Source organism: Pseudomonas sp. JH-2 (assembly GCF_036231725.1).
GTDB classification, from domain to species: domain Bacteria; phylum Pseudomonadota; class Gammaproteobacteria; order Pseudomonadales; family Pseudomonadaceae; genus Pseudomonas; species Pseudomonas delhiensis.
Genome location: NZ_JAZAQP010000014.1, coordinates 92382 through 116993, shown reverse-complemented (window position 1 = coordinate 116993; position 24612 = coordinate 92382). Strand labels below are relative to the sequence as shown.

Here is a 24612-nt window from a genome sequence, read left to right as displayed (position 1 = left end):
CGTCCGGGCTTGTTGTCGAACTCAGCAAGGGATAACGACATGGCACTCAAAAAAGAAGGGCCGGAGTTTGACGTGGATGACGAGCTGCTGCTTCTAGAGCCCGCCATCACATTCGACGAGTCACTTGCCGAAGAGCAGGTCTCACTTCAGGTCACCGGCAAGGCAAGCTCGCTGTCATCGAAGCAGCACAAGCACATCGATTACAGCCGCGCGCTGGATGCCACCCAGCTCTACCTCAACGAAATCGGTTTTTCCCCCCTGCTGACTCCCGAGGAGGAGGTCCACTTCGCGCGGCTCGCGCAAAGGGGCGATCCCGCCGGGCGTCGGCGCATGATCGAAAGCAACCTGCGCCTGGTGGTGAAGATCGCCCGGCGCTACGTCAACCGCGGCCTGTCCCTGCTCGACCTGATCGAGGAAGGCAACCTGGGGTTGATCCGGGCGGTGGAGAAGTTCGATCCGGAACGGGGTTTCCGCTTCTCCACCTACGCGACGTGGTGGATTCGCCAGACCATCGAACGGGCCATCATGAACCAGACCCGCACCATCCGCCTGCCGATCCACGTGGTCAAGGAACTCAACGTCTACCTGCGCGCGGCCCGCGAGCTGACGCACAAGCTGGACCACGAGCCGTCCCCCGAGGAAATCGCCAACCTGCTGGAGAAGCCGGTCGACGAGGTCAAGCGCATGCTCGGCCTCAACGAGCGGGTGACTTCGGTGGACGTGTCCCTCGGCCCGGACTCGGACAAGACGCTGCTGGACACCCTGACCGACGACCGTCCCACCGACCCCTGCGAACTGCTGCAGGATGACGACCTGAGCCAGAGCATCGACCAGTGGCTGTCCGAGCTGACCGACAAGCAGCGCGAGGTGGTGATACGCCGCTTCGGCCTGCGCGGCCACGAAAGCAGCACCCTGGAAGAAGTCGGCCAGGAAATCGGCCTGACCCGCGAGCGGGTGCGGCAGATCCAGGTCGAGGCGCTCAAGCGCCTGCGGGAAATCCTGGAGAAGAACGGTCTGTCGAGCGACGCGCTATTCCAGTAAGGCACCACCCGTAGCGAAAAAAGCCCGGAGCATCCCTCCGGGCTTTTTCGTCTGTGGCGTACCTGTCGCGGTTCGCGCGCAGGGCGCCGCTCGTGAATGCAGCGTAGGAGCGGACTCCGTCCGCGATTCCGTCGGCAAGGCCGGCGCCTGATCCGGCACGGCGATGGGTATCGCTTCGCTCGACCCATCCTACGAGGAGCGCTCCATACCTCCTCGCTGAAGCCGCATTGTAGGGCGCATAACGCCTATGGCGTTATCCGCCATTGTCCCTGACGCCGGTGTTGCGGCTAACGGCGGATAACCGCGAACGGTTATACGCCCAACGGAATTCCCGTTTCCCTGCCCGCGAGAGCAGGCGAGACAGCACTTTTTAAGTTTGGTTTTGTAAGCCATCGCTTACATATGCTGTGAGCCTTTGACGATTCGGCCTGCCGGCCAGGGGCTCTTTTTCCTGGTTTTCATAATTAACTTATTGAATAAAAAGGATTTTATTTTTGCCTGCGCTCGACCTGCACATCGCCGGGTGCGACCCGCAGCCGCTTGCGGCGTTCGTACGGATGGCTAATATCACTCCTGCGTACAGGGAATGACGCAGGCCGACAGGGATGCCGGTCGGGACGTCGCGGGATGCGACTCATCAGGATGATGGGGTAGGGAAAAAAGGGCGGGCCATCCCGCCCCTTTTTTTGCCTGCGAAAAAGTGCCATCACAGATGGTACAAGGCCCGCGCTAGGCGGGCCTTGGAGGAAGCGGTCAACGCTCCAGGTGCTTGAGCTTGTCGGCGACGCCGTCCCACTCTTCCGCGTCCGGCAGCGAATCCTTCTTCTCGGTGATGTTCGGCCACACCTCGGCCAGATCCTTGTTCAGCTCGATGAATTCCTGCATGTTCTCCGGCACTTCGTCTTCGGAGAAGATCGCCTGGGCCGGGCATTCCGGTTCGCAGAGCGCGCAGTCGATGCACTCATCCGGGTGAATGACCAGGAAGTTCGGGCCTTCGTAGAAGCAGTCCACCGGGCAGACTTCCACGCAGTCGGTGTATTTGCACTTGATGCAGTTGTCGGTGACGACGAAGGTCATTTTCTAGTTCTCTCCTCAGGCGGGCGGCTAAGCGCGCGCGATTCTAGCAGCTTGTTCCGCTATCCGTCAGATTCGCGTCTTCCATGCATATAACAAATCGAGCGCCTGGCGTGGGCTCAGGTCATCGGGTTTGAGGCGTGCGAGCTCGTCGATCAGCGGGTGCGGCAGGCTGGCGAACAGGTCGCTCTGCATCGGCGCGGTGGGCTTGCCGGCCTCCTGGCGGGGCGCCTCGTGGGGCAGGCTGGTGGTCTCCAGGCGTGCCAGGTGCTCGCGGGCGCGCAGGATCACCGGGCCGGGCACGCCGGCCAGCTGCGCCACCGCCAGGCCGTAGCTCTGGCTCGCCGGGCCGGGCAGCACGTGGTGCAGGAAGACGATGCGCTCGTTGTGCTCGGTGGCGTTCAGGTGCACGTTGGCCACCACCGGCTCGCTCTCCGGCAGCACGGTCAGCTCGAAGTAGTGGGTGGCGAACAGGGTGAAGGCGCGCAGGTGCGCCAGGTGCTCGGCGGCCGACCAGGCCAGCGACAGGCCGTCGAAGGTACTGGTACCGCGGCCCACTTCGTCCATCAGCACCAGGCTGCGGTCGGTGGCGTTGTGCAGGATGTTGGCGGTTTCGCTCATCTCCACCATGAAGGTGGAACGGCCGCCGGCGAGGTCGTCGGAGGAGCCGATACGGGTGAAGATGCGGTCCACCAGCGACAGCTCGCAGCGCGCCGCCGGGACGAAGCTGCCGATATGCGCCAGCAGCACGATCAGCGCCGTTTGCCGCATATAGGTGGATTTACCGCCCATGTTCGGGCCGGTGATCACCAGCATGCGGGTGTCTTCGTCGAGCTTCAGGTCGTTGGCCACGAAGGGCGTTTCCAGCACCTGCTCCACCACCGGGTGGCGGCCCTGCTCGATGAGGATGCCCGACGCCTCGACGAAGCGCGGGCGGTTCAGGTCGAGGTTCAGCGCGCGCTCGGCCAGGTTGGCCAGCACGTCCAGTTCGGCCAGGGCGGCGGCGGTGTCCTGCAGCGGCGCCAGCTGGGCGATCAGCAGTTCCACCAGTTCCTCGTAGAGCTGCTTCTCCCGCGCCAGGGCGCGGCTCTGGGCGGACAGCGCCTTGTCCTCGAAGGCCTTCAGCTCCGGGGTGATGAAGCGTTCGGCGCCTTTCAGCGTCTGCCGCCGCTGGTAGTCGGCCGGCGCCTGCTCGGCCTGCATGCGCGGCAGCTCGATGTAGTAGCCGTGGATGCGGTTGTAGCCGACCTTCAGGCCCGACAGCCCGGTACGTTCCTTCTCGCGGATCTCCAGGTCCATCAGGTACTGGCCGGCGTTCTCGCTGAGGGTCTGCAGCTCGTCCAGCTCGGCATCGTAGCCGCGCTTGATGACGCCGCCGTCGCGGATCACCGCCGGCGGGTTGTCGATGATCGCCCGGGCCAGCAGCTCGGCCAGTTCCGGGTAGGTGCGGATGCTCGCGGCCAGCTCGCCCAGGTGCGGGGCCTCCAGCTCGGTCATGCCGCGCTGCAGCTCCGGCAGGGCGGCCAGGGCGTCGCGCAGGCGCGCCAGGTCGCGCGGGCGGGCGTTGCGCAGACCGATACGGGCGAGGATGCGCTCGACGTCACCGATTTCCTTCAGCTGTGGCTGCAGGGTCTCGAAGCGGTAGCGTTCCAGCAGGCAGGCGATCGACTCCTGGCGCGCCTCCAGCACGGCGCGGTCGCGCAGCGGGCGGTTCAGCCAGCGGGTCAGCAGGCGGCTGCCCATGGCGGTCTGGCAACGGTCCACCACCGATTGCAGGGTGTTGTCGCGGCCGCCGGAGAGGTTGGTGTCCAGCTCCAGGTTGCGGCGGCTGGCGCCGTCGAGGATGACGGTGTCGTCCAGGCGCTCGTGGCGCAGGCTGCGCAGGTGCGGCAGGGCGGTGCGCTGGGTTTCCTTGGCGTAGGCCAGCAGGCAGCCGGCGGCGCCGATGGCCAGGGTCAGGTCCTGGCAGCCGAAGCCCTTCAGGTCCTGGGTGGCGAACTGCTGGCAGAGGCTCTTGAACGCCGAGTCGCGGTCGAAGTCCCAGGGCGCGCGGCGGCGCACGCCGCGGCGCTTCTCCGCCGGCAGGCCGGCGGGCCAGTCGTCGGGGATCAGCAGTTCCGCGGGGTTCAGGCGCTCGAGCTCGGCCAGCAGGGTTTCCCAGCCGCGGATTTCCTGGACGCTGAAACGGCCGCTGGTGATGTCCAGCACCGCCAGGCCGAACAGCCGCTCGTCGCCCAGCAGGGCCGCCAGCAGGTTGTCGCGGCGCTCGTCGAGCAGTGCCTCGTCGCTGACCGTGCCGGGGGTGATGATGCGCACCACCTGGCGTTCCACCGGGCCCTTGCTGGTAGCCGGGTCGCCGATCTGCTCGCAGATCGCCACCGACTCGCCGAGCTTGACCAGCTTGGCCAGGTAGCCCTCCACGGCATGGAAGGGAATGCCGGCCATGGGAATGGGCGTGCCGGCGGACTGGCCGCGGGTGGTGAGGGTGATGTCGAGCAGCTTGGCAGCCTTCTTGGCGTCCTCGTAGAACAGCTCGTAGAAGTCGCCCATGCGGTAGAACAGCAGTTGTTCCGGATGCTGTCTCTTCAGCTTCCAGTACTGTTGCATCATCGGGGTGTGAGCGGAAAGGTCGCTTTGGCTCATGACTTTGGGCGGTCCGTCTTCTATATGCAAAAGCGCCTAGTGTACGGTATCCGGCCTGACGGCTTAAGCATCGGAGTACGCAATGAGCATCGGCGACGAAGGCATCACCGACCTGGCCGCGCGCCTGGGCGCGCAGTTGCAGCGGCTGGGCGCGCGGGTCTGCACCGCGGAATCCTGCACCGGCGGCGGCATCGCCGAGGCGATCACGCGGATCGCCGGCAGCTCGGCCTGGTTCGATGCCGGCTACGTCACCTATTCCAACGCGCAGAAGACCGCGCAACTGGGCGTGCCCGACGAACTTTTCCCACAGGTCGGCGCGGTCAGCCGCGAGGTGGTCGAGGCCATGGCCCGTGGCGCACAGGCGCGCAGTGGCGCGCGTTTCGCCGTGGCGGTCAGCGGTATCGCCGGGCCGGACGGTGGTTCACCAGAGAAGCCTGTAGGAACCGTCTGGTTGTGCTGGGCCGACGGCGAAAGGCTGCTCCCGGCGTGCCTGCATTTCGCCGGCGACCGCCTCGCGGTGCGCCGGCAGGCGGTGGCGGCCGCTCTGGACGGGGTGTTGCGACTGGCCGTCGGGGAAAATCCCGTCCGGGGGTAGGCGAGCGCCTTGCCCTGTGAAATAATACTGTCTACTTATACAGTTGTTCGTGGCCCATCCCGGCCGCCTGACTTCGCGAGGACTTCAATGGACGACAACAAGAAGCGCGCCCTGGCCGCGGCCCTGGGACAGATCGAACGCCAATTCGGCAAGGGCGCGGTGATGCGCATGGGCGACCACGAGCGCCAGGCCATCCCGGCCATCTCCACCGGCTCCCTGGGCCTGGACATCGCCCTGGGCATCGGCGGCCTGCCGAAAGGCCGGATCGTCGAGATCTACGGCCCGGAATCCTCGGGCAAGACCACCCTGACCCTCTCGGTCATCGCCGAAGCCCAGCGCCAGGGCGCCACCTGCGCCTTCGTCGACGCCGAGCACGCGCTGGACCCGGACTACGCCGGCAAGCTGGGCGTCAACGTCGACGACCTGCTGGTCTCGCAGCCGGACACCGGCGAGCAGGCCCTGGAAATCACCGACATGCTGGTGCGCTCCAACGCGGTGGACGTGATCATCGTCGACTCCGTGGCGGCCCTGGTGCCCAAGGCCGAGATCGAAGGCGAGATGGGCGATGCCCACGTCGGCCTGCAGGCCCGCCTGATGTCCCAGGCGCTGCGCAAGATCACCGGCAACATCAAGAACGCCAACTGCCTGGTCATCTTCATCAACCAGATCCGCATGAAGATCGGCGTGATGTTCGGCAACCCGGAAACCACCACCGGTGGTAACGCCCTGAAGTTCTACGCCTCCGTGCGCCTGGACATCCGCCGTACCGGCGCGGTGAAGGAAGGCGACGAGGTGGTCGGCAGCGAAACCCGCGTCAAGGTCGTGAAGAACAAGGTCGCTCCGCCGTTCCGCCAGGCCGAGTTCCAGATTCTCTACGGCAAGGGCATCTACCGCACCGGCGAGATCATCGACCTGGGCGTGCAACTGGGCCTGGTGGAGAAATCCGGCGCCTGGTACAGCTACCAGGGCAGCAAGATTGGCCAGGGCAAGGCCAACGCCGCCAAGTTCCTGGAAGAAAACTCGGAAATCTGCGCGGTGCTGGACAAGGCCATCCGCGAGCAACTGCTGAGCAACCAGCCGGCGCCGACCAAGGCCGAGCTGGCTGCAGCCGAAGCCGCCGAGGCCGCTGAAGCCGACCTCGACTACTGATCCCGCCGATGCCGACCGTGCTCGATACGCCCGTCGCCGTGCGACGGGCCGCCATGGACCTCCTGGCGCGGCGCGAGCACGGTCGCGCCGAACTCGTCCGCAAGCTGCGCCAGCGCGGCGCACCTGCGGAACTCATCGAGCCCGCCCTCGACCGCCTGGCCGAGGAGGGGTTGCTCAACGAATCCCGTTACCTGGAAGCCTTCATCGCCAGCAAGGCGCGCAGCGGCTATGGCCCCTTGCGCATCCGCGACGAACTGAGCCAGCGCGGCCTGCCCCGCGGCGAGATCGAGAAGGCCCTGGGCGAGGCCGACGTCGACTGGCAGGCGCAATTGCGGGACGCCTGGCGCCGCAAGTTCCCCCGTCTACCCCAGGATGCCCGCGAGCGTGCCCAGCAAGGGCGTTTCCTCGCCTACCGGGGGTTTTCCATGGAAGCCATCAACCGCCTGTTCAGCGGGCGCGGCGGGGACGACTGAGCCCTGCGCGGTGCTGGCCGGCCTATCGGCCGGATCGCGGACGGAGTCCGCTCCTACGCCCACATTCCCCTGGCTTGTCCGCGATAGCTGGCGGTATCGGCGCGGTTCGTGGATAAGATCCGCTTGTAAGGCGCGGGAACGGCTTCTCGTAGGAGCGAGCTTGCTCGCGAATAAACCCCGCAGCGGAGTCTGTTCGCGAGCAAGCTCGCTCCTACAGAGAACATCTCGGCGTAGTCGGCAAGACAGTTGCCCCTACGCCATTTCACACACCGTTCCCCCCGGAATCACGCGCCAGCGCAGTGTCACGTCGGGCCAACGGCGTATAACCGCGAACGGTTATACGCCCTACGGTTGGGCGTGGGCGTAGGAGCGCCATCCCATGTAGGAGCGCGCCCTGCGCACGATTCGCGGGCAGGGCCCGCTCCTACAGGTGCGGTGGCCTATGCAGGAACGGGACAAGCCTCGGTCCAGTTCTGCTTGTCATTGATGAAATTCACCAACTCGCGCAGGCGGCCGTGGTCGCGGCCGTTGAAGGCGAAGGCCAGGCGCGTGAGCTTGGTGAATTCCGGTTCGTCCTTTTCCAGTTCGCCGCAGGCCTGCTGGTGGAAGCCGTCGTGCAGGCAGAGGTTGCCGAACTCCTCGTGCAGGCGCTGGATGGCGCTGTCGCTGAGGCGGTGGTTGAGGCGGATGACGAAGTTGTCCTTGAGCCAGCGGCTGGAGTGGAAGTTGCTGTAGAAGTGGGCGATCTCCCCGACCGCGTCCTCCACCGAGCGGGCCAGCTTCATCAGGTGCATGTCGCTGGGCAGGATGTAGCGGTTGTCCAGCAACTGCTCCTGCATGAACTGCAGCGCCTGCTCCCAGTAATGCCCGCCGGGCTGGTCGAGCAGCACCACCGGCACCAGCGGGCTCTTGCCGGTCTGGATCAGCGTCAGCACTTCCAGCGCCTCGTCCAGGGTGCCGAAGCCGCCGGGGCAGAGCACCAGGGCGTCGGCTTCCTTGACGAAGAACAGCTTGCGCAGGAAGAAGAAGTGGAACGACAGCAGGTTGTTGGTGCCGGCCACCGTGTGGTTGGCCTGCTGCTCGAAGGGCAGGGTGATGTTGAAGCCCAGGCTGTTCTCAAGCCCGGCGCCTTCGTGGGCGGCGGCCATGATGCCGCCGCCGGCGCCGGTGACGACCATCAGGTCGTAGCGGGCCAGGGTGCGCCCCAGGTCCCTGGCCAGGGCGTACAGCGGGTGGTCCGGGGGCGTGCGCGCCGAGCCGAACACCGTGACCTTGCGCCGGCGCTTGAATTGCTCGAGGGTGGCGAAGGCGTGCTCCATCTCGCGCAGCGTCTGCAGCATGATCTTGGCGTCCCAGCGGTTGCGGTCGGCCTGGGCCATGCGCGCCACGGTGAAGAGCATCTCGCGGTACAGCGGCAGGTTCGGGCTGTCGCCCGGCGCGGCGAGGGCGGCCAGCTCCTCGACCTTCTGCGTCAGGTCGGTGCCGCTGGTCTGGAAGTGCCTGGAGAGGTAGTCCTCGGGTTCATAGGGCATGGGGATACTCCTTGTTCTTCAACCCCTTGTCGTAGGCTTGCGCCAGTCTGACATGCCGCCGACGGCTGTTGGCGATGACCCTGTTTCAGATTGCGATGCGGTCCCCCTGTTCGGGAATGTTGGCTTTCCAGTCGAGGCGTTCGAGCAGTGCGGCCTGCAGGGCATCCATCTTTTCCCGCTCGCCATGTATCAGGTATAGCTCGGGTTTGTTCTCGAAGTGGCCAACCCACTGAATCAATTGCGATTGTCCTGCATGGGCGGAGAAGCCACCGAGGGTGTGGACCTTCGCCCGCACGGCGATGCGCTGGCGCAGCACGCGCACGCTCTCGGCGCCGTCGACGATGGCGCGGCCCAGGGTGCCCTTGGCCTGGAAGCCGGGGAAAACGATGTGGCATTCCTCGCGCCAGAGGTTGTGCTTGAAGTGGTGGACGATGCGCCCGCCGGTGCACATGCCGCTGCCGGCGATGATGATGGCGCCGCTCTTGATACGGTTGATCGCCATGGAGTCTTCCGGCGTCTGCGTGGTGCGCAGCAGCGGCAGCCATTCGGACAGCTTCACGGTGCCGGTGCCGCGGATGTATTCGCGGTCGCTATCGGAGAATTCGCCGGAGTGGCGCAGGTAGATGTCGTTGGCCCGCGCGGCCATGGGGCTGTCGAGGAAGACCATCTGCTGCGGCAGGCGGCCTTCCTGGTAGAAGCGCCCGAGGTAGAACAGTAGGTCCTGGGTGCGGCCGACGGCGAAGGCGGGGATCAGCACGTTGCCGCCGTCCTTCTGCGCCTGTTCGAGGATGTCCGCCAGTTCCAGCAGCGTCTCGTTGTTGTCGCGGTGGTCGCGGTCGCCGTAGGTGGACTCCAGCAGCACCACGTCGGCGCGGCTCAGCGGCGTCGGCGTGCGCATCAGCGGCGAGCAGGTGTTGCCCAGGTCGCCGGAGAACACCAGGCGGCGCGTCAGGCCCTGCTCGTGGATCTCGATCTCGACGATGGCCGAGCCGAGGATGTGCCCGGCATTGTGGAAGGTCACGCGGATGCCGGGCGCCACTTCCACGGTGCTGCCGTAGCTGACGCCGCGGCGCAGGGCCAGGGCCTTCTCGGTGTCTTCGACGGTGTAGATCGGGGTGGTCGCCGGCTTGTTCAGGCGGGCGCGCCACTTGTTCTCCCACTCGGCGTCCTTTTCCTGGATGTTGGCCGAATCCATCAGCATCAGTTCCAGCAGCTCGCAGCAGGACTCGGTGGCGTAGATCGGCCCCTTGTAGCCTTCCTTCGCCAGGCGCGGCAGCAGCCCGCTGTGGTCGATGTGGGCGTGGGAGATGACTACCGCGTTCAGGCTCTTCGGATCGAAGGGGAAGGGCGTGCGGTTGCTGGCCTCATTGTCGCGGGTGCCCTTGCCGTTGCTGCGGCCCTGGCGCATGCCGCACTCGAGCAGCACGCGCGCGCCATCCCGGGTTTCCAGCAGGTAGCAGGAGCCGGTGACTTCCTGGGCTGCGCCGATGAAGGTGAGTAGGGCCATGGGGCCTCCTTAGCAGGATTCGGTATTTCAGACTCGCGTAGCTGGAACGAAATGGCGTTGATACAGGTCAGCGCCGCTCCCATCCGGCGACCTAGACTTCCTCCAATAGCCCAAGGGAGAACGTCGAGCATGTCGCAGATACTGCCCAGTCCGGAGGAGCTGGCCGCGCACGCGGCGGAGCAGCCGGCATTCACCGAATGGCTGAGCGGATACGGTCCGCTTGAGCATAGCGCGCAGACCCAGGCTGCGGTCTTCCGCATGGCTCATCAATTGGTCCAAGCCGGCCTGCAGCCGGACCTGCCCAGCGTCTATCGGATGTTCCGCGCGCTGGACCGGCTGACCTGCGCCGGGCTCTGGCTGGTGGTGCACATGACCTACGCGCGGCGCGTGCACCTGGACGGCACGCCGCTGCAGGCCGAGGACTTCAAGGCCAGCCCCGAGGGCCACACCGGCGGCGCCCTGAACATGGTGCCGGCCTACGCCGGCTACCTGGCGCTCAATGCCCTGACCGGCACCACCCGCGGCTGGCTGATGGGGCAGGGGCACTGCGTGGCGGCCATCGAGGCGCTCAACGTGCTGACCGGCAACCTGCACCCCGAGCAGGCACGGCGCTACGGCATCGACGCCGCCGGCCTGGAGCGCCTGGTGCAGGACTTCTACAGCTACGCCCAGGCGCCGGACGGCAGCGTCGCCGCGCCCCTGGGCAGCCACGTCAACCCGCATACCGCCGGCGGCATCGCCGAAGGCGGCTACCTGGGCTTCGCCGAACTGCAGTACGCGCACCTGCCGCTGCCCGGCGAGACCCTGGTGGCCTTCCTCTCCGATGGCGCCGCCGAGGAACAGCGCGGCAGCGACTGGATGCCGCGCTGGTGGCGCGCCGAGGACTGCGGCGTGGCCCTGCCGGTGATGATCGCCAATGGCCGGCGCATCGAGCAGCGCACCCAGTTGGGGACCCGCGAGGGCCTGGAAGGCTTCAAGCACCACCTCAGCGGCTGTGGCTTCGACCCCCTGAGTTTCGATGGCCGCGATCCGGCCGCCTTCGTCTGCGCCCTCTGGGAAATGGAGCAGCGCCTGGCCCATCGCGTCCACGAGAAGAACAGCGGCATCCTGCATTACCCGCTGCCGATCCCCTACGGCATCGCCGAGACGGTCAAGGGCTTCGGCTTCTACGGCGCCGGCAGCAACGCCGCGCACAACCTGCCGCTGCCGGGCAACCCCGGCGAGGACGAGAACGCCCGGGAGCTGTTCAACCACCACGCGGCGCAGCTGTGGGTGCCGGAGGCCGAGCTGGACGCCGCCTGCGCGCTGTTCGCCGCGAGCCGCCAGGGGCGCCTGCTGGAGCGCGACAACCCGCTGGCGGTGCGGCGGCCCATCGAGCCCAGCCTGCCGCAACTGCACTACCGCAACGACCAGTGCTCGCCGATGCTGGCGCTGGACCGCTTCTTCACCGAGCTGTGCGCGGCGAACCCGGACCTGCGGGCACGCGTCGGCAACCCCGACGAACTGGCCAGCAACCGCCTGGGCGGCGTGCTCAAGGCGCTGAAGCACCGCGTCTGCCAGCCGGAGAGCGTGCTGGAGGCCCTCGACGGGCGGGTCATCACCGCGCTCAACGAGGAGACCGTGGTCTCCGCCTGCCTGGCCAACCAGGGCGGGCTCAACCTGGTGGCCAGCTACGAGGCCTTCTGCGTGAAGATGCTCGGCGCGGTGCGCCAGGCGCTGATCTTCGCCCGCCTGCAGAAGGAGGCCGGGCGCCCGGCCGGCTGGCTCGGCTGGCCGCTGGTGGCCACCTCGCACACCTGGGAGAACGGCAAGAACCAGCAGTCGCACCAGGACACCACTTTCTGCGAGAGCCTGCTCGGCGAGATGAGCGACATGGTGCGGGTGCTGTTCCCCGCCGACCACAACAGCCTGCTGGCGCTGTTGCCGCAGATCTACCGCAGCCGCGGGCAGCTGGCCTGCCTGGTGGCGCCCAAGCGCGAGCGGCCGAACCTGTTCGACCGGGCCCAGGCCGAGCAACTGGCGCGCGACGGCGCCATCGTGGTGGAGGAACACCCGGGCAGCGACCCACTGCTGCTGATCGCCAATGGCAGCTACCAGCTCGGCGAGATGCGCCGCGCTGCGGAGCGCCTGGCCGAGGCCGGCTACCCGTACCGCCTGGTCTACCTGCAGGAGCCCGGGCGTTTCCGCGCCCCCAGGGACAACTGGGAGCTGGCGGCGGTGGCCGACGAGGCGCTGATCGAGCAGCTGTTCCCGGATGCCTATGGGCGCCGCGTGCTGCTCACCCACATGCGCCCGGAGGTGGCGCGCGGGCATCTCTGGCCGATCCTGCCGGATGCGCTGCGCAGTTCGGTGCTGGGGTATCGCAACCGCGGCGGGACCCTCGACGAGCCCGGCATGCTGTTCGCCAACCGGGCCAGCTGGGGCGATGTACTGGCAGCCTGCGCGCGCCTGCTGGAAGTGCCGCGCAGCGCGCTGCTGACCGCCGAGGAGGTCGCGGCGCTGGCCGGCAAGGGGGACCCGCGGGCCCTGCGCTGAAACGCTGGGGCGTCTTAGCGCTTCAGCGGTTTGACGAGGGCGTCGAGGCCCTCGACTTTCAGTTCCAGCACTATCTGCATCAGGCGGCCCAGCTCGCCCTTGGGAAAGCTGTCATTGCGCTGGAACCACAGCAGGTATTCCTCCGGCAGGTCCACCAGCATGCGCCCCTGGTACTTGCCGAAGGGCATCGGCGTGCGGGCGATCTTCAGCAGGTTGAGCTTTTCCGACTCCAGCATGGCGCCGGCTTCACTTCTGCAGCTTGATGCGGCAGCTGCCGGCGTCGAAGCGCTCGACGGCCACCGGGGCGTTGGTGTGGTACTCGGTGAAGTCGTAGGTGAGGACCGCGCCCTGGGCCAGCAACTGGCGGTAGCCGGTATTGCTGCACACGCTGTCACCCAGCTGGCTGCGCACCTTCTCGGGGTTGGCGCGCATTTTCGCGGCGTGGCTGGCACGCACGCTGAGGTGGTTGATCAACTGGTTGCCCTGGACGGTGTAGCCCTGGTCGAGGATATCCTCGTTGATCGCGCGCGGAGTGCCTTCGCTGCTTTCCTTGGCGACTTTCTCCAGTGTCTTGGCCAGTTCGAAATTCTTGAGCGACGCGGCGTGGGCCGCGGGCAGGACGAGGCAGAGGGCGAGGGCGGTTAGGCGCAGCATGGGTATCTCCTGGCATGGGTGCCTGTTCGACCGCGCGGACCCTTCTGGGTTCGGCGGATGGATGCGGGCGCCATTGTCCCCGAAAACCGCCTGGCTGCCGAGCGGCCTGGGCGCGCAGGGGCTCTGCTACAATCGCCGCCCGCCGTGATCGCCCGCCCGAGTCGCCGATGTCGCCCGCCCATCCCGCCGCCAAGAACCATGCCGTCGCCCGCCTGCGCGCCGAGCGCCTGGCCCGTTGCGTGAAGCCCTTCGTGGCTCGCGGCTCGCGTTCGCCGCGCTGCGCCGGCTGCCGCCTGCGCCCGGACTACTGCATGTGCGCCTGGCAGCCGCGGGTGCAGGCCAATGCCGGGATGTGCCTGGTGATGTTCGACACCGAGCCGCTGAAGCCGAGCAACACCGGCTGGCTGATCGCCGAGACGGTGCCGGACACCTGGGCCTTCGGCTGGTCGCGGATCGAGGTCGACCCGGCCCTGCTGGCGCTGCTGGACGACCCGCAGTGGCAGCCCTACGTGGTGTTCCCCGGCGAGTTCGTCGCCGCCGAGCGGGTGGTGGAGCGGGTGGAACCGGCGCCCGGCAAGCGCCCGCTGTTCATCCTGCTGGACGCCACCTGGAACGAGGCGCGCAAGATGTTCCGCAAGAGCCCCTACCTGGACCGTTTCCCGGTGCTGAGCATCACCCCCGAGGCGCTGTCGCGCTACCGCCTGCGCCGCTCCAAGTTCGACGAGCACCTGTGCACCGCGGAAGTGGCGGCGCTGTGCCTGGGCCTGGCCGGCGACCGGCGCGCGGGGGATGCGCTGGACGCCTACCTGGATGTGTTCAGCGAGCGCTACCTGGGCGCCAAGCACCAGCGCGGCCTGGACGAGCAGAGCCCGGCGCACCAAGCCCTGCGGCCTTATACCGCACTCTAGGGCTCAGGCCGCCGCGGCCTTCTTCTGCGGCCACAGCTGGGCCACCAGCATGCCGGCGAGCATCAGCGCGCAACCGATGTAGCCGCGCGTGTGCAGGCTCTCGTCGAGGAAGATCGCCCCGGCGATGGCGGCGAACACCGCCTCCAGGGACAGGATGATCGCGGCGTGGGAGGCGATGGCGTGCTTCTGCGCGATCACCTGCAGGGTGAAGCCGGTGCCGACGCCCAGCAGGCCGCCGTAGAGCAGGGCCGGGCCGGCCTGGACGATGGCGTCCCAGTGGATTTCCTCGAAGATCACCGCCAGCACCATGCTCACCACCGAGCAGGTGGCGAACTGCAGGAAGGCCAGGCGGATCGGGTCGTAGCGGCTGGCGAACAGGCCCACCAGCAGCACGTGGCAGCCCCACACCAGCGCGCCGGTCAGCTGCAGCCAGTCGCCGGAGGCCACCTGGAAGCCCGGGCCGATGCTCAGCATGGCCATGCCGATCACCGCCAGCGCGGCGCCGAGCCAGGTGCCCATGCCGGTGCGGTGGCCCAGCAGCAGGCCGAGCAGCGGCACTATGATCACGTACAGCCCGGTGATGAAGCCGGAGTTGGTCACACTGGTGAACAGCAGGCCGACCTGCTGCAGATTGATGCCGAGGGTCAGCGCGGTGCCGATGGCCAGGCCCGCCAGCAGCAGGCCGCGGTTGAACGGCTGGGCGCCGCGCCTGGCCGACCAGGCCAGCAGCGGCAGCAGCATCAGGGCGCCGAGGGCGAAGCGCAGGCCGGTGTAGAGGAAGGGCCCGATGGCATCCATCCCCAACCGCTGCGCGACGAAGGACACCCCCCAGATCATGGCGGTGACCAGCATCAGGATATCGGCGCGCAGGGCGTGGCTCTTCATGGTGTTCTCGGCAGGCAAAAAAAGAGCGCAACTCTGCCGCAAGCCGGGGACTTTGAAAAGCTGTCCAACCTGTCAGCGGGAGCGCCGGGAATGGGGGCGGGGCGCATTCTGCACGGGCATCGGCCGATGCATTTGCGTACAATGCGGCAATCAGGTTACGACCTTTCCCACGCTGGCCCCGCCACTACCCTTGGTCGGGGATCGAGCCTGGCCACCAAGGAACTTACATGGCTTCCTACGAAATCCTGATCGCTGACGATCACCCGCTGTTCCGTAGTGCCCTGCACCAGGCCCTGACCCTCGGGTTGGGTCCCGACGCGAAGCTGGTGGAGGCGGCGAGCATCGCCGAGCTGGAAGCCAGGCTCAACGACAAGGCCGACTGGGACCTGGTCCTGCTCGACCTGAACATGCCGGGCGCCTACGGTTTCTCCGGCCTGGTGCTGCTGCGCGGGCAGTACCCGCAGATTCCGGTGGTGATGATCTCGGCCCAGGAAGACGCCGCCGTGGTGCAGCGCTCCCGGGAGTTCGGCGCCAGCGGCTTCATTCCCAAGTCCAGCGACATGGCCACCCTGCAGCAGGCGGTGCGCGCGGTGCTCGACGGCGATGTCTGGTGGCCGCCGCAGGCCGACGCGGTGACCGAGCTCAGCGAGGAAGTGCGCGCCGCCAGCGCCGGCCTGGCCAGCCTCACGCCGCAGCAGTTCCGCGTGCTGACCATGGTCTGCGAGGGCCTGCTGAACAAGCAGATCGCCTTCGAGCTGAGCGTCTCCGAGGCTACCGTGAAGGCCCACGTCACGGCCATCTTCCGCAAGCTCAACGTGCGCACCCGTACCCAGGCGGCGCTGTTGCTGCAACAGATGGAAACGGTTCCGGGCGCCTGAGCGGCTGCCCGTGACCTTCGTTTCACACTTTCCTACGGCGCCTGGTTTAGAGTGCCGCGTCTTTTTCGCAGAGAGCCCTTCGTGACTTCCTCCCCCTTCAAGGGCCAGACCGGCCTGAAGCGCATCCTCAATGCCGCCGGCTACTCCATGGCCGGCTTCGTCGCCGCCTTCCGTGGCGAGGCGGCCTTCCGCCAACTGGTGCTGATCAACGTCATCCTCGTCCCGCTGGCGTTCTTCTGCGACGTCACCCGCGGCGAGCGCGCGCTGATGATTGCCGTGTGCCTGCTGGCGCTGATCGTCGAGCTGCTCAACTCGGCGGTGGAGGCGGTGGTCGACCGCGTCTCCCTGGAACGCCACCCGCTGTCGAAGAACGCCAAGGACATGGGCAGCGCCGCGCAGTTCGTCGCGCTGACCATCATCACCGTGACCTGGGCGGTGATCCTGCTGGGTTGAGTCCATGGGAGCCGTCGCGTAGGGCGTATAACCGTTCGCGGTTATACGCCGCTACACCGATCTCATGCCCGGCTCCTTGGTCGAGCCCGGAGTGCCCTGAAACAGGCGCTCCGTGGCCAAACCCGGTACGCGCCTGAAACCAAGGTCAAACGGCGGATAACGTCGAACGTTATCCGCCCTACGCTCTGATCGATCCAATCGCAGGGCAGGCTTTTCTACAAGAGACGCCTCAGGGAATCACCGGCAGCACGATCTCGTCGCTACGGCTGATGCCCGCCGTCTCGCTGCGGCACAGGTCGAGGAATTCGCGCATGGTCGCGGTCTGGTACTTCTGCCGGTGCCAGATGAAGTAGAACTGCCGGCGCAGGTCCAGCTGCGGGGTTTCCACCGGCACCAGGCTGCCGCGGCGGAAGGCGTCGCGCAGGGCCAGGCGCGAGATGCAGCCGATGCCCAGGCCGGATTCCACGGCGCGCTTGATCGCCTCGGTGTGCTCCAGCTCCAGGCGGATGTTCAGCGGCTCGAGGTGGTGGCGCATGGCCTGGTCGAAGGTCAGGCGGGTGCCCGAGCCCTGCTCGCGGAGGATCCAGGCCTCGCTGCTCAGGCGCTGCAGGTCCGCCGGCCCGGCGCCGGCCAAGGGGTGCTGCGGCGCGCAGAACACCACCAGCTCGTCCTCCATCCATGGCTGCACCTCGATGTCCGGGTGCTGGCAGTCGCCCTCGATCAGGCCCAGGTCCAGCTCGTAGTGGGCGATGCGCTGCACCACGTGGGCGGTGTTGTGCACGTGCAGGCGCACCCGGCAGTCCGGCTGGCGCTGCATGAAGGTGCCGATCAGCAGGGTGGCCAGGTAGTTGCCGATGGTCAGGGTGGCGCCCAGGTCCAGGGAGCCGAAGGCGCTCTTGCCGTTGAGCAGCGTCTCGATCTCGCTGCCGCGGTCCAGCAGCGCCACCGCCTGGGGCAGCAACTGGCGGCCCAGGGCGTTCAAGGTCAGGCGCTTGCCGGCGCGGTCGAACAGCTTGCAGTCGAACTGCCGCTCCAGCTCGCCCAGCGCGGTGCTGGTGGCCGACTGCGACAGCGACAGCGCTTCGGCGGCGCGCGAGACGCTTTCCTGCTGGGCCACGGCGACGAAGACTTCCATCTGGCGCAGGGTGAATTTCATCGGTTCGGGGGGCTCCGTGGCGGGCGAGAGGCGCGACATTCGGTCGCCCCTGGCGGGGCGGTGCGCGGGAGTAATCTGGCGCGCGCTGGCCGCCAGGCGTCCCTTATCTGCGTTTTGGATTAGCAATATCCAGATAATTTATTTTGCGGATATTCTCGCCCCCTATAAAATGTCGCGCAATCGCGCTACGTCCGGGATCTGCTGGGGTGCGCCACGAATCTCTAGGAGTCCTTGATGAGCAACCTGTACACCGAGCGCGTTCTCAGCGTCCACCACTGGAACGACACCCTCTTCAGCTTCAAGACCACCCGTAACCCGGGCCTGCGCTTCAAGACCGGCCAGTTCGTGATGATCGGCCTGGAGGTCAACGGTCGCCCGCTGATGCGCGCCTACTCCATCGCCAGCCCGAACTACGAGGAGCACCTGGAGTTCTTCAGTATCAAGGTCCCGGACGGCCCGCTGACCTCGCGCCTGCAGCACCTGAAGGAAGGCGACGAGCTGATGGTCAGCCGCAAGCCCACCGGCACCCTGGTGCTGGACGACCTCAAGCCCGGCAAGCACCTGTACCTGCTGAGCACCGGCACCGGCATGGCGCCGTTCCTGAGCGTGATCCAGGACCCGGAAGTCTACGAGAAGTTCGAGAAGGTCATCCTGGTCCACGGCGTGCGCTGGGTCAGCGAGCTGGCCTACGCCGACTTCATCACCAAGGTCCTGCCGGAGCACGAGTACTTCGGCGACATGGTGAAAGAGAAACTGATCTACTACCCCCTGGTCACCCGTGAAGAGTTCCGCAACATGGGCCGCCAGACCGACCTGATGCGCAGCGGCAAGCTGTTCGCCGACATCGGCCTGCCGCCGATGAACCCGCAGGACGACCGCGCCATGATCTGCGGCAGCCCGAGCATGCTGGACGAGACCAGCGAAGTGCTCAACGGCTTCGGCCTGCAGATCTCCCCGCGCATGGGCGAGCCGGGCGACTACCTGATCGAGCGCGCCTTCGTCGAGAAGTAAGCACGATCCGCTGAAAAAGCCCGCCACCCGGCGGGCTTTTTCGTTCATGGCGGATACGGGAAATGCCGGGTGGGCTGTAGGAGCGGGCCCTGCCCGCGAATCGCGCGCAGGGCGCGCTCCTACAAGGTGCACCCTATATCCGTAGAGCGTAGGGCGCATAACCGTTCATGCCGCCGGGGCGTCCGGCGTGGCCGGTAAGTCCTACGGGCAGGCTTGCACGTCCAGCACCCGGATCATCCCCGCTTCGGGGTAGTGCCAATGCACGTCCAGGTCCCACAGGCGCGCGCCGTAGCGGCGTTCGGGCGTGGGTTGCTGGTAGGCCGGGCGCGGGTCCTGGGCCAGGCACTGCTCGATTAGCTCGACCACCGGCTCGCCCAGGCGCAGGGCCTGCTCGCGGGCCTGGGCCAGGGCGGCGTCGCTCCACTGCACCGGGATCGGCGCCGGCGGCGCCTCGGCGATGGCGTTGTGCGCGTCGGCCACGGCGTCGGCGTAGGGCACGTAGGGCTTGATGTCGAGCACCGGGGTGCCGTCCAGCAGGTCGATGCCGGACAGCCAGAGGCGCCCGGGCTCGACCTTCTCCAGGCGCACCACCGACTGGCCGATGCCGTTGGGGCGGTGCGTGGCGCGGGTGGCGAACACGCCCAGGGAGCGGTTGCCACCCAGGCGCGGCGGGCGCACCTTGAGCCGCGGCTTGTCTTCCAGGGCCTGGTGGAAGAGGAACAGCAGCCACACGTGGCTGACCTGCTCCAGGCCTTCCACCGCCTCGCCGCCGTCGAACGGCGGCAGCAGCTCCAGCACGCCGCGCGCCGCCGGGGCCAGCTGCGGCTGGCGCGGGATGGCGAACTTCTCCTTGAAGCAGGAGCGGATGTGGCCGATGGGGGCGACGGAGTAGGACATGGCGGCACGCGCGTGGAGCAGGGGCCGCCATGTTACCCGATCAGAGGTGGAAGCCGCCGTCGATGGGGATGATGTTGCCGGTCATGTAGGCGCCGGCGCTGCTCGCCAGGGCGATGGCCAGGGCGGACATCTCTTCCTCGCGGCCCCAGCGCTTCATGGGAATGTGCGCGGTGTCGCCGGCGAGCGCCTCGGGATCATTGGCGATGTGCCGGGTCATCCTGCTGGGGAAGCGCCCCGGCGCGATCACGTTGACGTTGATGTGCTGGCCCACCAGCTCGCGGGCCAGCATGCGCGACAACTGGTGCAGCGCGGCCTTGCTCGGGCCGTAGGCGTAGGCCTGCTCGCCGAAGGCGCTGAGCCCGGCCACCGAGCCGATGTTGATGACGCGCGCCGGGTTGTCCGCGCTGCCGGCCTTGCGCAGCAGCGGCAGCAACTGCTGGATGCAGCTGAACACGGCGGTGACGTTGAGCTGCATGACCTTCTCCCAGCCCGCGGCAGGGTAGCTTTCCAGCGGCGCGCCCCAGGTGGTGCCGGCATTGTTGACCAGGATGTCCAGGCGCTCGATGCGGGCCTGCAGGGCTTCGGCCAGGGCGCGGGCGCCTTCCTCGCTGGCCAGGTTGGCGGCCAGGGCGTGGCACTCGCCGTAGCTCGACAGCTCGGCGGCGGTGGTGGCACAGGCCTCGCCGTCGCGGGCGCAGATGAACACGCGGGCGCCGGCTTCGAGCAGGCCCCGGGCGATCATCCGGCCGATGCCGCGGGTGCCGCCGGTGACCAGCGCGGTACGCCCGGCCAGGCTGAAGTAGGGATGCATGGGAAATCCTCGCTGCTGGATGGTTCTGGCACCCTAATGCGCCGGCGGCGCCGGGCGCAGCACTATCGAGCGGGAGAATGCCGGGTCATCGGCGCAGCCTGCGCAGCAGCAGCCAGCCGTAGCAGGCCAGGGTGAGCGAGGCGACCAGCGTGCCCAGCAGCAACTGCACGGCGGGCGTCAGGCCGGGCGGGTAGATCAGCGGGATCAGGTAGTGCTCGACGAAGCCGCCGCCGTAGCCCTGTTCGCCGGCGGCGCGGCGCAGGCGGTTTTCCAGCGGCGTCAGCGGGCAGACCAGTTGCAGCCACTCCACGGTCACGCCCCAGGCCGCGGCCGGCAGGTGCAGCCAGGCCAGGCGCGGCCAGCGCAGCACCAGCGGGCCGCCGAGCACGACGAAGAGGATGAAGGCCAGGTGCAGCAGTACCACGGCGTCGGCGGCCAGGCGCATCAGCACGGGCGCGTTCCCGGTTCAGCGCTTCCCGCGCCGGGCCAGGCCCTTGAGGCAGTTGCGCAGCAACTGGTCGCCGCAGGGGCGGTAGTTGCTGTGGCCGGGGGCACGGAACAGCGCATTGAGTTCGGCCTTGGTCATCACCAGCCCGGCGTCGTCGAGGATCGCCAGCAGGTCGTGGTCGCGCAGCTCGAAGGCCACGCGCAGCTTCTTCAGCACCAGGTTGTTGGTCAGCGGCAGTTCCAGCGGCGGCAGCGGACGGCTGTCGTCGCGGCCGCGGCGGTGGATGATCAGGCCGTCGAGGAAGCGCGCCAGCACTTCGTCCGGGCAGTCGCGGTAGCCGGGTTCGTCCTCGCGGGCCAGCAGCGCGGCGACTTCGGCCTCGTCCAGCACAAGGCCGGCCAGGCCGGCGATGGTGGCGACCTCGCGGTCGGCGATGTCGAGGCTGTAGCGCAGGCTGCGCAGGATGTCGTTGTTCAGCATGCGCTGGTTTTCCTCGGTTGGAAAAGTGAAAGCCCCGCCGGGCAGGCTGTGTGAAAACCTCAGGATCGGTCCCGCTGGTTAAAAAACAACCTGGATTTCGCGTTTCTACGTGGATTCTGGATTGGCTGAATAGCCAAGCCTCTTCAGATTTCACGTAGGAACGCGCTCTTCGAAGAGCCGCTCGGTTTTTCACACAGCCTGCGGGGCGGGGCTTTCGGTGCCTCAGGCCAGCTCGGCCCAGAGATCGTACTCGTCGGCGTCGGTGATGCGCACGCGCACCTTGTCGCCCGGCTTCACGTCGAAGCTGTCGATATAGACGGCGCCGTCGATCTCCGGGGCGTCGGCCCAGGAACGGCCCACCGCGCCTTCGGCGTCCACCTCGTCGATCAGCACGTCGATTTCCTTGCCGATCTTCAGCTGCAGGCGCGCGGCGGAAATCGCCTGCTGGTGCGCCATGAAGCGCTCCCAGCGCTCCTGCTTGACGTCATCGGGCACCGGCTCCAGGCCCAGGTCGTTGGCCGGGGCGCCTTCCACCGGGGAGTACTGGAAGCAGCCGACGCGGTCGAGCTGGGCTTCGGTCAGCCAGTCGAGCAGGTACTGGAAGTCTTCCTCGGTCTCGCCGGGGAAGCCGACGATGAAGGTGGAACGGATGGTCAGCTCGGGGCAGGTCTCGCGCCATTTCTTGATGCGCGCCAGGGTCTTGTCCTCGAACGCCGGGCGCTTCATGGACTTGAGCACCTTCGGGCTGGCGTGCTGGAAGGGGATGTCCAGGTAGGGCAGCAGCTTGCCCTGCGCCATCAGCGGGATGACGTCGTCGACGTTGGGGTAGGGGTAGACGTAGTGCAGGCGCACCCACACGCCCATGCCCGACAGCGCCTCGCATAGCTCCAGCATGCGCGTCTTCACCGGCTGGCCGTCCCAGAAGTCCAGCTTGTACTTCAGGTCCACGCCGTAGGCGCTGGTGTCCTGGGAGATCACCAGCAGTTCCTTGACGCCGGCCTTGACCAGGCGCTGGGCCTCGCTGAGCACGTCGCCCACCGGGCGGCTGACCAGCTTGCCGCGCATCGACGGGATGATGCAGAAGCTGCAGCTGTGGTTGCAGCCCTCGGAAATCTTCAGGTAGGCGTAGTGGCGCGGGGTGAGCTTGATGCCCTGCGGCGGCACCAGGTCGATCAGCGGGTTGTGCTCGGCCTTCGGCGGGATCACCTCGTGCACGGCGCTGACCACCTGCTCGTACTGCTGCGGGCCGGTGACCGCCAGTACGCTGGGGTGCACGTCACGGATGCTGTCCTCGGAAACGCCCATGCAGCCGGTGACGATGACCTTGCCGTTCTCGGCGATGGCCTCGCCGATGGCGTCCAGGGATTCGGCCTTGGCGCTGTCGATGAAGCCGCAGGTGTTCACCACAACGACGTCGGCGTCCTCGTAGGTGGGCACGATCTCGTAGCCCTCCATGCGCAGCTGGGTGAGGATGCGTTCGGAGTCGACCGTGGCCTTGGGGCACCCCAGCGACACCCAACCTATACTAGGAGTCTTACGCTCGTTTTCAGTATTCATTATGTGTCAGGTGCCTCAGGATCACGGTATGGGAAAAAATGGCGCGAAAGTATACAGCTATTTGAGGTTTTCTGATCCCCGGCAAGCGACAGGGAGCAGCGCCGACCGTCAGCTTGCCTATGCTGCTGCCTGGGCAGCAAAGCACGGCATGGTGCTCGATGCCAGCCTGACGCTGAAGGATGAAGGGCTATCCGCCTACCATGAACGGCACGTTAAGCAGGGAGCGCTGGGGACGTTCCTGAGGGCAGTGGACGATGGGCGTATCCCGCCCGGCTCTGTCCTGATCGTTGAGGGGTTGGACCGGCTCAGCCGAGCGGAGCCCCTGCAGGCCCAGGCGCAGCTCGCTCAGATCATCAATGCCGGCATCACTGTGGTCACCGCCAGCGACGGTCGCGAGTACAACCGGGCGGGTCTGAAGGCTCAGCCCATGGACTTGGTGTATTCCCTTCTGGTCATGATTCGCGCGCACGAAGAGTCCGATACGAAGTCGAAGCGGATCAAGGCTGCGATTCGGCGTCAGTGTCAGGGGTGGATTGCCGGTACTTATCGCGGGCGGGTGATGAATGGCCGGGATCCGCATTGGCTGGAATGGGATGGCCAAGAGTGGCAACTGATCAAGGAGCGCGTCACCGCAGTGCGCAGAGCGCTGGAGTTGTATCAGCAAGGGCTTGGGGCGGTGCGGGCCTACCGGATACTCCTCGAGGAGGGGCACGTACTGTCGCCGTGGGGGATCAGTGCGCAGCAGATTTATCGGCTGGTCTTCCTTCAGTCGCTGCGTGGTGCCAAGCAAATAGAGGCGGATGGAGAAGAGTTCCTGCTGGAGGACTACTATCCACGGCTGCTGTCGGATGAGGAGTTTGCCTCGCTTCAAGCGCTCACTGGGCAGCGGCACCGTCGGCGCGGTAAAGGCGAAATTCCTGGTGTCATCACGGGGATCGGGATCACGATGTGCGGCTACTGCGGGACCGCCATCGTCGGCCAGAACATGATGAGCCGTGTTCGTCCTGACGGAACCCTGGCAGATGGCCACCGGAGGTTGATGTGCACCTCCTACAGTAAGAACGATGGGTGCGTCGCGGGAGGGAGTTGTTCATCTGCTCCGGTGGAGCGTGCGGTGCTGGCATATTGCTCCGAGCAGATGAACCTGCAGCGCCTCCTTGAACCATCGGAGCAGGGAGAGGATCTACGCCCGCGCCTGCAGGCGGCACAACGTCAGGTCGACGAGACGGAAAGACAGCTGAACCGCATCACTGAAGCGGTTATGGCAGATGAAAGTGGTGCCGCGCCCATGGCGTTCGTGCGCAAGGCCCGCGAGTTGGAGGCCGAACTGGAGGAGCGCCGGAAGGAGGTCCGAGATCTTGAGGTTGCGCTTGTGGCCAGATCGGCTGCGCTTCCACCTGCTGATGCGGCGAAGTGGGCGGAGTTGGCGGAGGCCTGTTCGGTCATGACCAATGTCAGGGCAAGAGAGCAAGCCCGGCAGCTCATGCTGGACACTTTCGAGGCGTTGGTGGTGTTCATGCGCGGTGTCGTTCCGAGTCGACGCAACCGCCATATCGACCTGATGATGAAGTCCCGGGCCGGTCAGACGCGCTGGCTGCGCATCGACCGGCGGACGGGGAAGTGGCAGGAGGGTGGGGACTGGCTTATGCCGCGGCCTTGAGGGCCAGCCGGCGGATTACTTCGGGATCGCCCGGCGGGCTGCTGTGGATCACCAGGTGGCCCTGACATTCCCACAAGTTATGCAGGGCAGTGGAGCAGATGCTCCAGGCTGCCCACCGCACGTCGTTGCCGGCCTCGACGATGTTGCCGTCGTCGTCGACCAAGGCCATGCGTAGGGGTTTGCCGTCGCGGGTGGTAGCGATGAATCCGCTACTGGCATTCGCGCTGATGATCGCGTTCTGCAGCTCGGGGTTCGGGTACATGTT

The 24612-nt window shown here is 66.9% G+C and carries 24 protein-coding genes; 10 read left to right on the top strand and 14 right to left on the bottom strand.

Annotated elements, in window-relative coordinates; all coding sequences use genetic code 11:
* Positions 1-39 precede the first annotated feature (39 nt).
* Complete coding sequence (rpoS, locus tag VV867_RS12690; protein WP_009616703.1) at positions 40-1041, top strand: RNA polymerase sigma factor RpoS; 1002 nt, start codon at positions 40-42, stop codon at positions 1039-1041.
* Positions 1042-1794: 753 nt separating this feature from the next.
* Here the strand turns inward: rpoS and fdxA are convergent.
* Both fdxA and mutS read right to left on the bottom strand, forming a co-directional pair.
* Positions 1795-2118, bottom strand: coding sequence for a ferredoxin FdxA (gene fdxA, locus VV867_RS12685; RefSeq protein WP_074985513.1), 324 nt, complete (start codon positions 2116-2118; stop codon positions 1795-1797).
* A 66-nt stretch (positions 2119-2184) separates the two neighbouring features.
* Positions 2185-4758, bottom strand: coding sequence for a DNA mismatch repair protein MutS (mutS, locus tag VV867_RS12680; protein WP_328566581.1), 2574 nt, complete (start codon positions 4756-4758; stop codon positions 2185-2187).
* An 82-nt stretch (positions 4759-4840) separates the two neighbouring features.
* Here mutS and VV867_RS12675 point away from each other — a divergent pair, with 82 nt between their 5' ends.
* The 3 genes from VV867_RS12675 to recX all read left to right on the top strand — a co-directional run bounded on the left by VV867_RS12675 (position 4841) and on the right by recX (position 6975).
* Entirely contained in the window at positions 4841-5353 is a 513-nt protein-coding gene (locus VV867_RS12675; RefSeq protein WP_328566580.1) for a CinA family protein, read from the top strand.
* An 87-nt stretch (positions 5354-5440) separates the two neighbouring features.
* Positions 5441-6502 (top strand): recombinase RecA, encoded by a 1062-nt coding sequence (gene recA, locus VV867_RS12670; protein ID WP_328566579.1) that lies wholly within the window; start codon positions 5441-5443, stop codon positions 6500-6502.
* Between the two features lie 8 nt (positions 6503-6510).
* Positions 6511-6975, top strand: a complete 465-nt coding sequence (recX, locus tag VV867_RS12665; protein WP_089394568.1) for a recombination regulator RecX — start codon at positions 6511-6513, stop codon at positions 6973-6975.
* A 440-nt stretch (positions 6976-7415) separates the two neighbouring features.
* Here recX and VV867_RS12660 read toward each other — a convergent pair whose 3' ends face one another.
* On the bottom strand, positions 7416-8507 hold the full coding sequence (locus VV867_RS12660; protein ID WP_109937114.1) for an LOG family protein: 1092 nt from the start codon (positions 8505-8507) through the stop codon (positions 7416-7418).
* Positions 8508-8592: 85 nt separating this feature from the next.
* Positions 8593-10014 (bottom strand): MBL fold metallo-hydrolase RNA specificity domain-containing protein, encoded by a 1422-nt coding sequence (locus VV867_RS12655; RefSeq protein WP_109937115.1) that lies wholly within the window; start codon positions 10012-10014, stop codon positions 8593-8595.
* Between the two features lie 129 nt (positions 10015-10143).
* Between VV867_RS12655 and VV867_RS12650 the strand changes: the two genes are divergently transcribed.
* The gene (locus tag VV867_RS12650; RefSeq protein ID WP_328566578.1) at positions 10144-12549 is read left to right on the top strand and encodes a xylulose 5-phosphate 3-epimerase; all 2406 of its coding nucleotides are present in this window, start codon (positions 10144-10146) and stop codon (positions 12547-12549) included.
* A gap of 14 nt (positions 12550-12563) precedes the next feature.
* Here the strand turns inward: VV867_RS12650 and VV867_RS12645 are convergent, their stop codons facing one another.
* Complete coding sequence (locus tag VV867_RS12645; RefSeq protein WP_109937117.1) at positions 12564-12785, bottom strand: DUF3820 family protein; 222 nt, start codon at positions 12783-12785, stop codon at positions 12564-12566.
* Positions 12786-12795: 10 nt separating this feature from the next.
* A complete protein-coding gene (locus VV867_RS12640; RefSeq protein ID WP_109937118.1) occupies positions 12796-13203 on the bottom strand; it encodes a quorum-sensing-regulated virulence factor family protein in 408 nt (135 codons plus the stop codon).
* Between the two features lie 167 nt (positions 13204-13370).
* Here VV867_RS12640 and VV867_RS12635 point away from each other — a divergent pair, with 167 nt between their 5' ends.
* Entirely contained in the window at positions 13371-14111 is a 741-nt protein-coding gene (locus tag VV867_RS12635) for a tRNA-uridine aminocarboxypropyltransferase (RefSeq protein ID WP_109937119.1), read from the top strand.
* A 3-nt stretch (positions 14112-14114) separates the two neighbouring features.
* On the opposite strand, the gene VV867_RS12630 is transcribed toward VV867_RS12635, so the two are convergent.
* Positions 14115-14996, bottom strand: coding sequence for a DMT family transporter (locus VV867_RS12630; protein WP_275629086.1), 882 nt, complete (start codon positions 14994-14996; stop codon positions 14115-14117).
* Between the two features lie 227 nt (positions 14997-15223).
* Between VV867_RS12630 and erdR the strand changes: the two genes are divergently transcribed.
* Together erdR and VV867_RS12620 are read left to right on the top strand one after the other, a co-directional pair.
* Positions 15224-15874 carry a response regulator transcription factor ErdR gene (erdR, locus tag VV867_RS12625; RefSeq protein ID WP_089394560.1) on the top strand — a complete coding sequence of 217 codons (651 nt, stop codon included), beginning with the start codon at positions 15224-15226 and terminating at the stop codon, positions 15872-15874.
* Positions 15875-15955: 81 nt separating this feature from the next.
* Entirely contained in the window at positions 15956-16327 is a 372-nt protein-coding gene (locus VV867_RS12620) for a diacylglycerol kinase (protein WP_089394559.1), read from the top strand.
* 229 nt (positions 16328-16556) lie between these two features.
* Here VV867_RS12620 and VV867_RS12615 read toward each other — a convergent pair whose 3' ends face one another.
* Entirely contained in the window at positions 16557-17483 is a 927-nt protein-coding gene (locus tag VV867_RS12615; RefSeq protein WP_109937121.1) for a LysR family transcriptional regulator, read from the bottom strand.
* Between the two features lie 234 nt (positions 17484-17717).
* On the opposite strand from VV867_RS12615, the gene fpr reads away from it, so the two are divergent.
* Entirely contained in the window at positions 17718-18494 is a 777-nt protein-coding gene (fpr, locus tag VV867_RS12610) for a ferredoxin-NADP reductase (protein WP_089394557.1), read from the top strand.
* Positions 18495-18695: 201 nt separating this feature from the next.
* On the opposite strand, the gene tsaA is transcribed toward fpr, so the two are convergent.
* The 5 genes from tsaA to rimO all read right to left on the bottom strand — a co-directional run bounded on the left by tsaA (position 18696) and on the right by rimO (position 22687).
* Positions 18696-19391, bottom strand: a complete 696-nt coding sequence (tsaA, locus tag VV867_RS12605) for a tRNA (N6-threonylcarbamoyladenosine(37)-N6)-methyltransferase TrmO (RefSeq protein ID WP_328566577.1) — start codon at positions 19389-19391, stop codon at positions 18696-18698.
* A gap of 40 nt (positions 19392-19431) precedes the next feature.
* The gene (locus VV867_RS12600) at positions 19432-20202 is read right to left on the bottom strand and encodes an SDR family oxidoreductase (protein WP_109937123.1); all 771 of its coding nucleotides are present in this window, start codon (positions 20200-20202) and stop codon (positions 19432-19434) included.
* A gap of 85 nt (positions 20203-20287) precedes the next feature.
* Positions 20288-20653, bottom strand: coding sequence for a DUF2784 domain-containing protein (locus tag VV867_RS12595; RefSeq protein WP_328566576.1), 366 nt, complete (start codon positions 20651-20653; stop codon positions 20288-20290).
* 15 nt (positions 20654-20668) lie between these two features.
* Positions 20669-21130, bottom strand: coding sequence for a DUF1456 family protein (locus tag VV867_RS12590; protein ID WP_328566575.1), 462 nt, complete (start codon positions 21128-21130; stop codon positions 20669-20671).
* A 222-nt stretch (positions 21131-21352) separates the two neighbouring features.
* Positions 21353-22687, bottom strand: a complete 1335-nt coding sequence (gene rimO, locus VV867_RS12585) for a 30S ribosomal protein S12 methylthiotransferase RimO (RefSeq protein WP_328566574.1) — start codon at positions 22685-22687, stop codon at positions 21353-21355.
* A 28-nt stretch (positions 22688-22715) separates the two neighbouring features.
* Here rimO and VV867_RS12580 point away from each other — a divergent pair, with 28 nt between their 5' ends.
* The gene (locus VV867_RS12580; RefSeq protein ID WP_328566573.1) at positions 22716-24347 is read left to right on the top strand and encodes a recombinase family protein; all 1632 of its coding nucleotides are present in this window, start codon (positions 22716-22718) and stop codon (positions 24345-24347) included.
* Here the strand turns inward: VV867_RS12580 and VV867_RS12575 are convergent.
* Complete coding sequence (locus tag VV867_RS12575; RefSeq protein ID WP_328566590.1) at positions 24331-24609, bottom strand: hypothetical protein; 279 nt, start codon at positions 24607-24609, stop codon at positions 24331-24333. The genes VV867_RS12580 and VV867_RS12575 overlap by 17 nt on opposite strands.
* Positions 24610-24612: the final 3 nt, after the last annotated feature.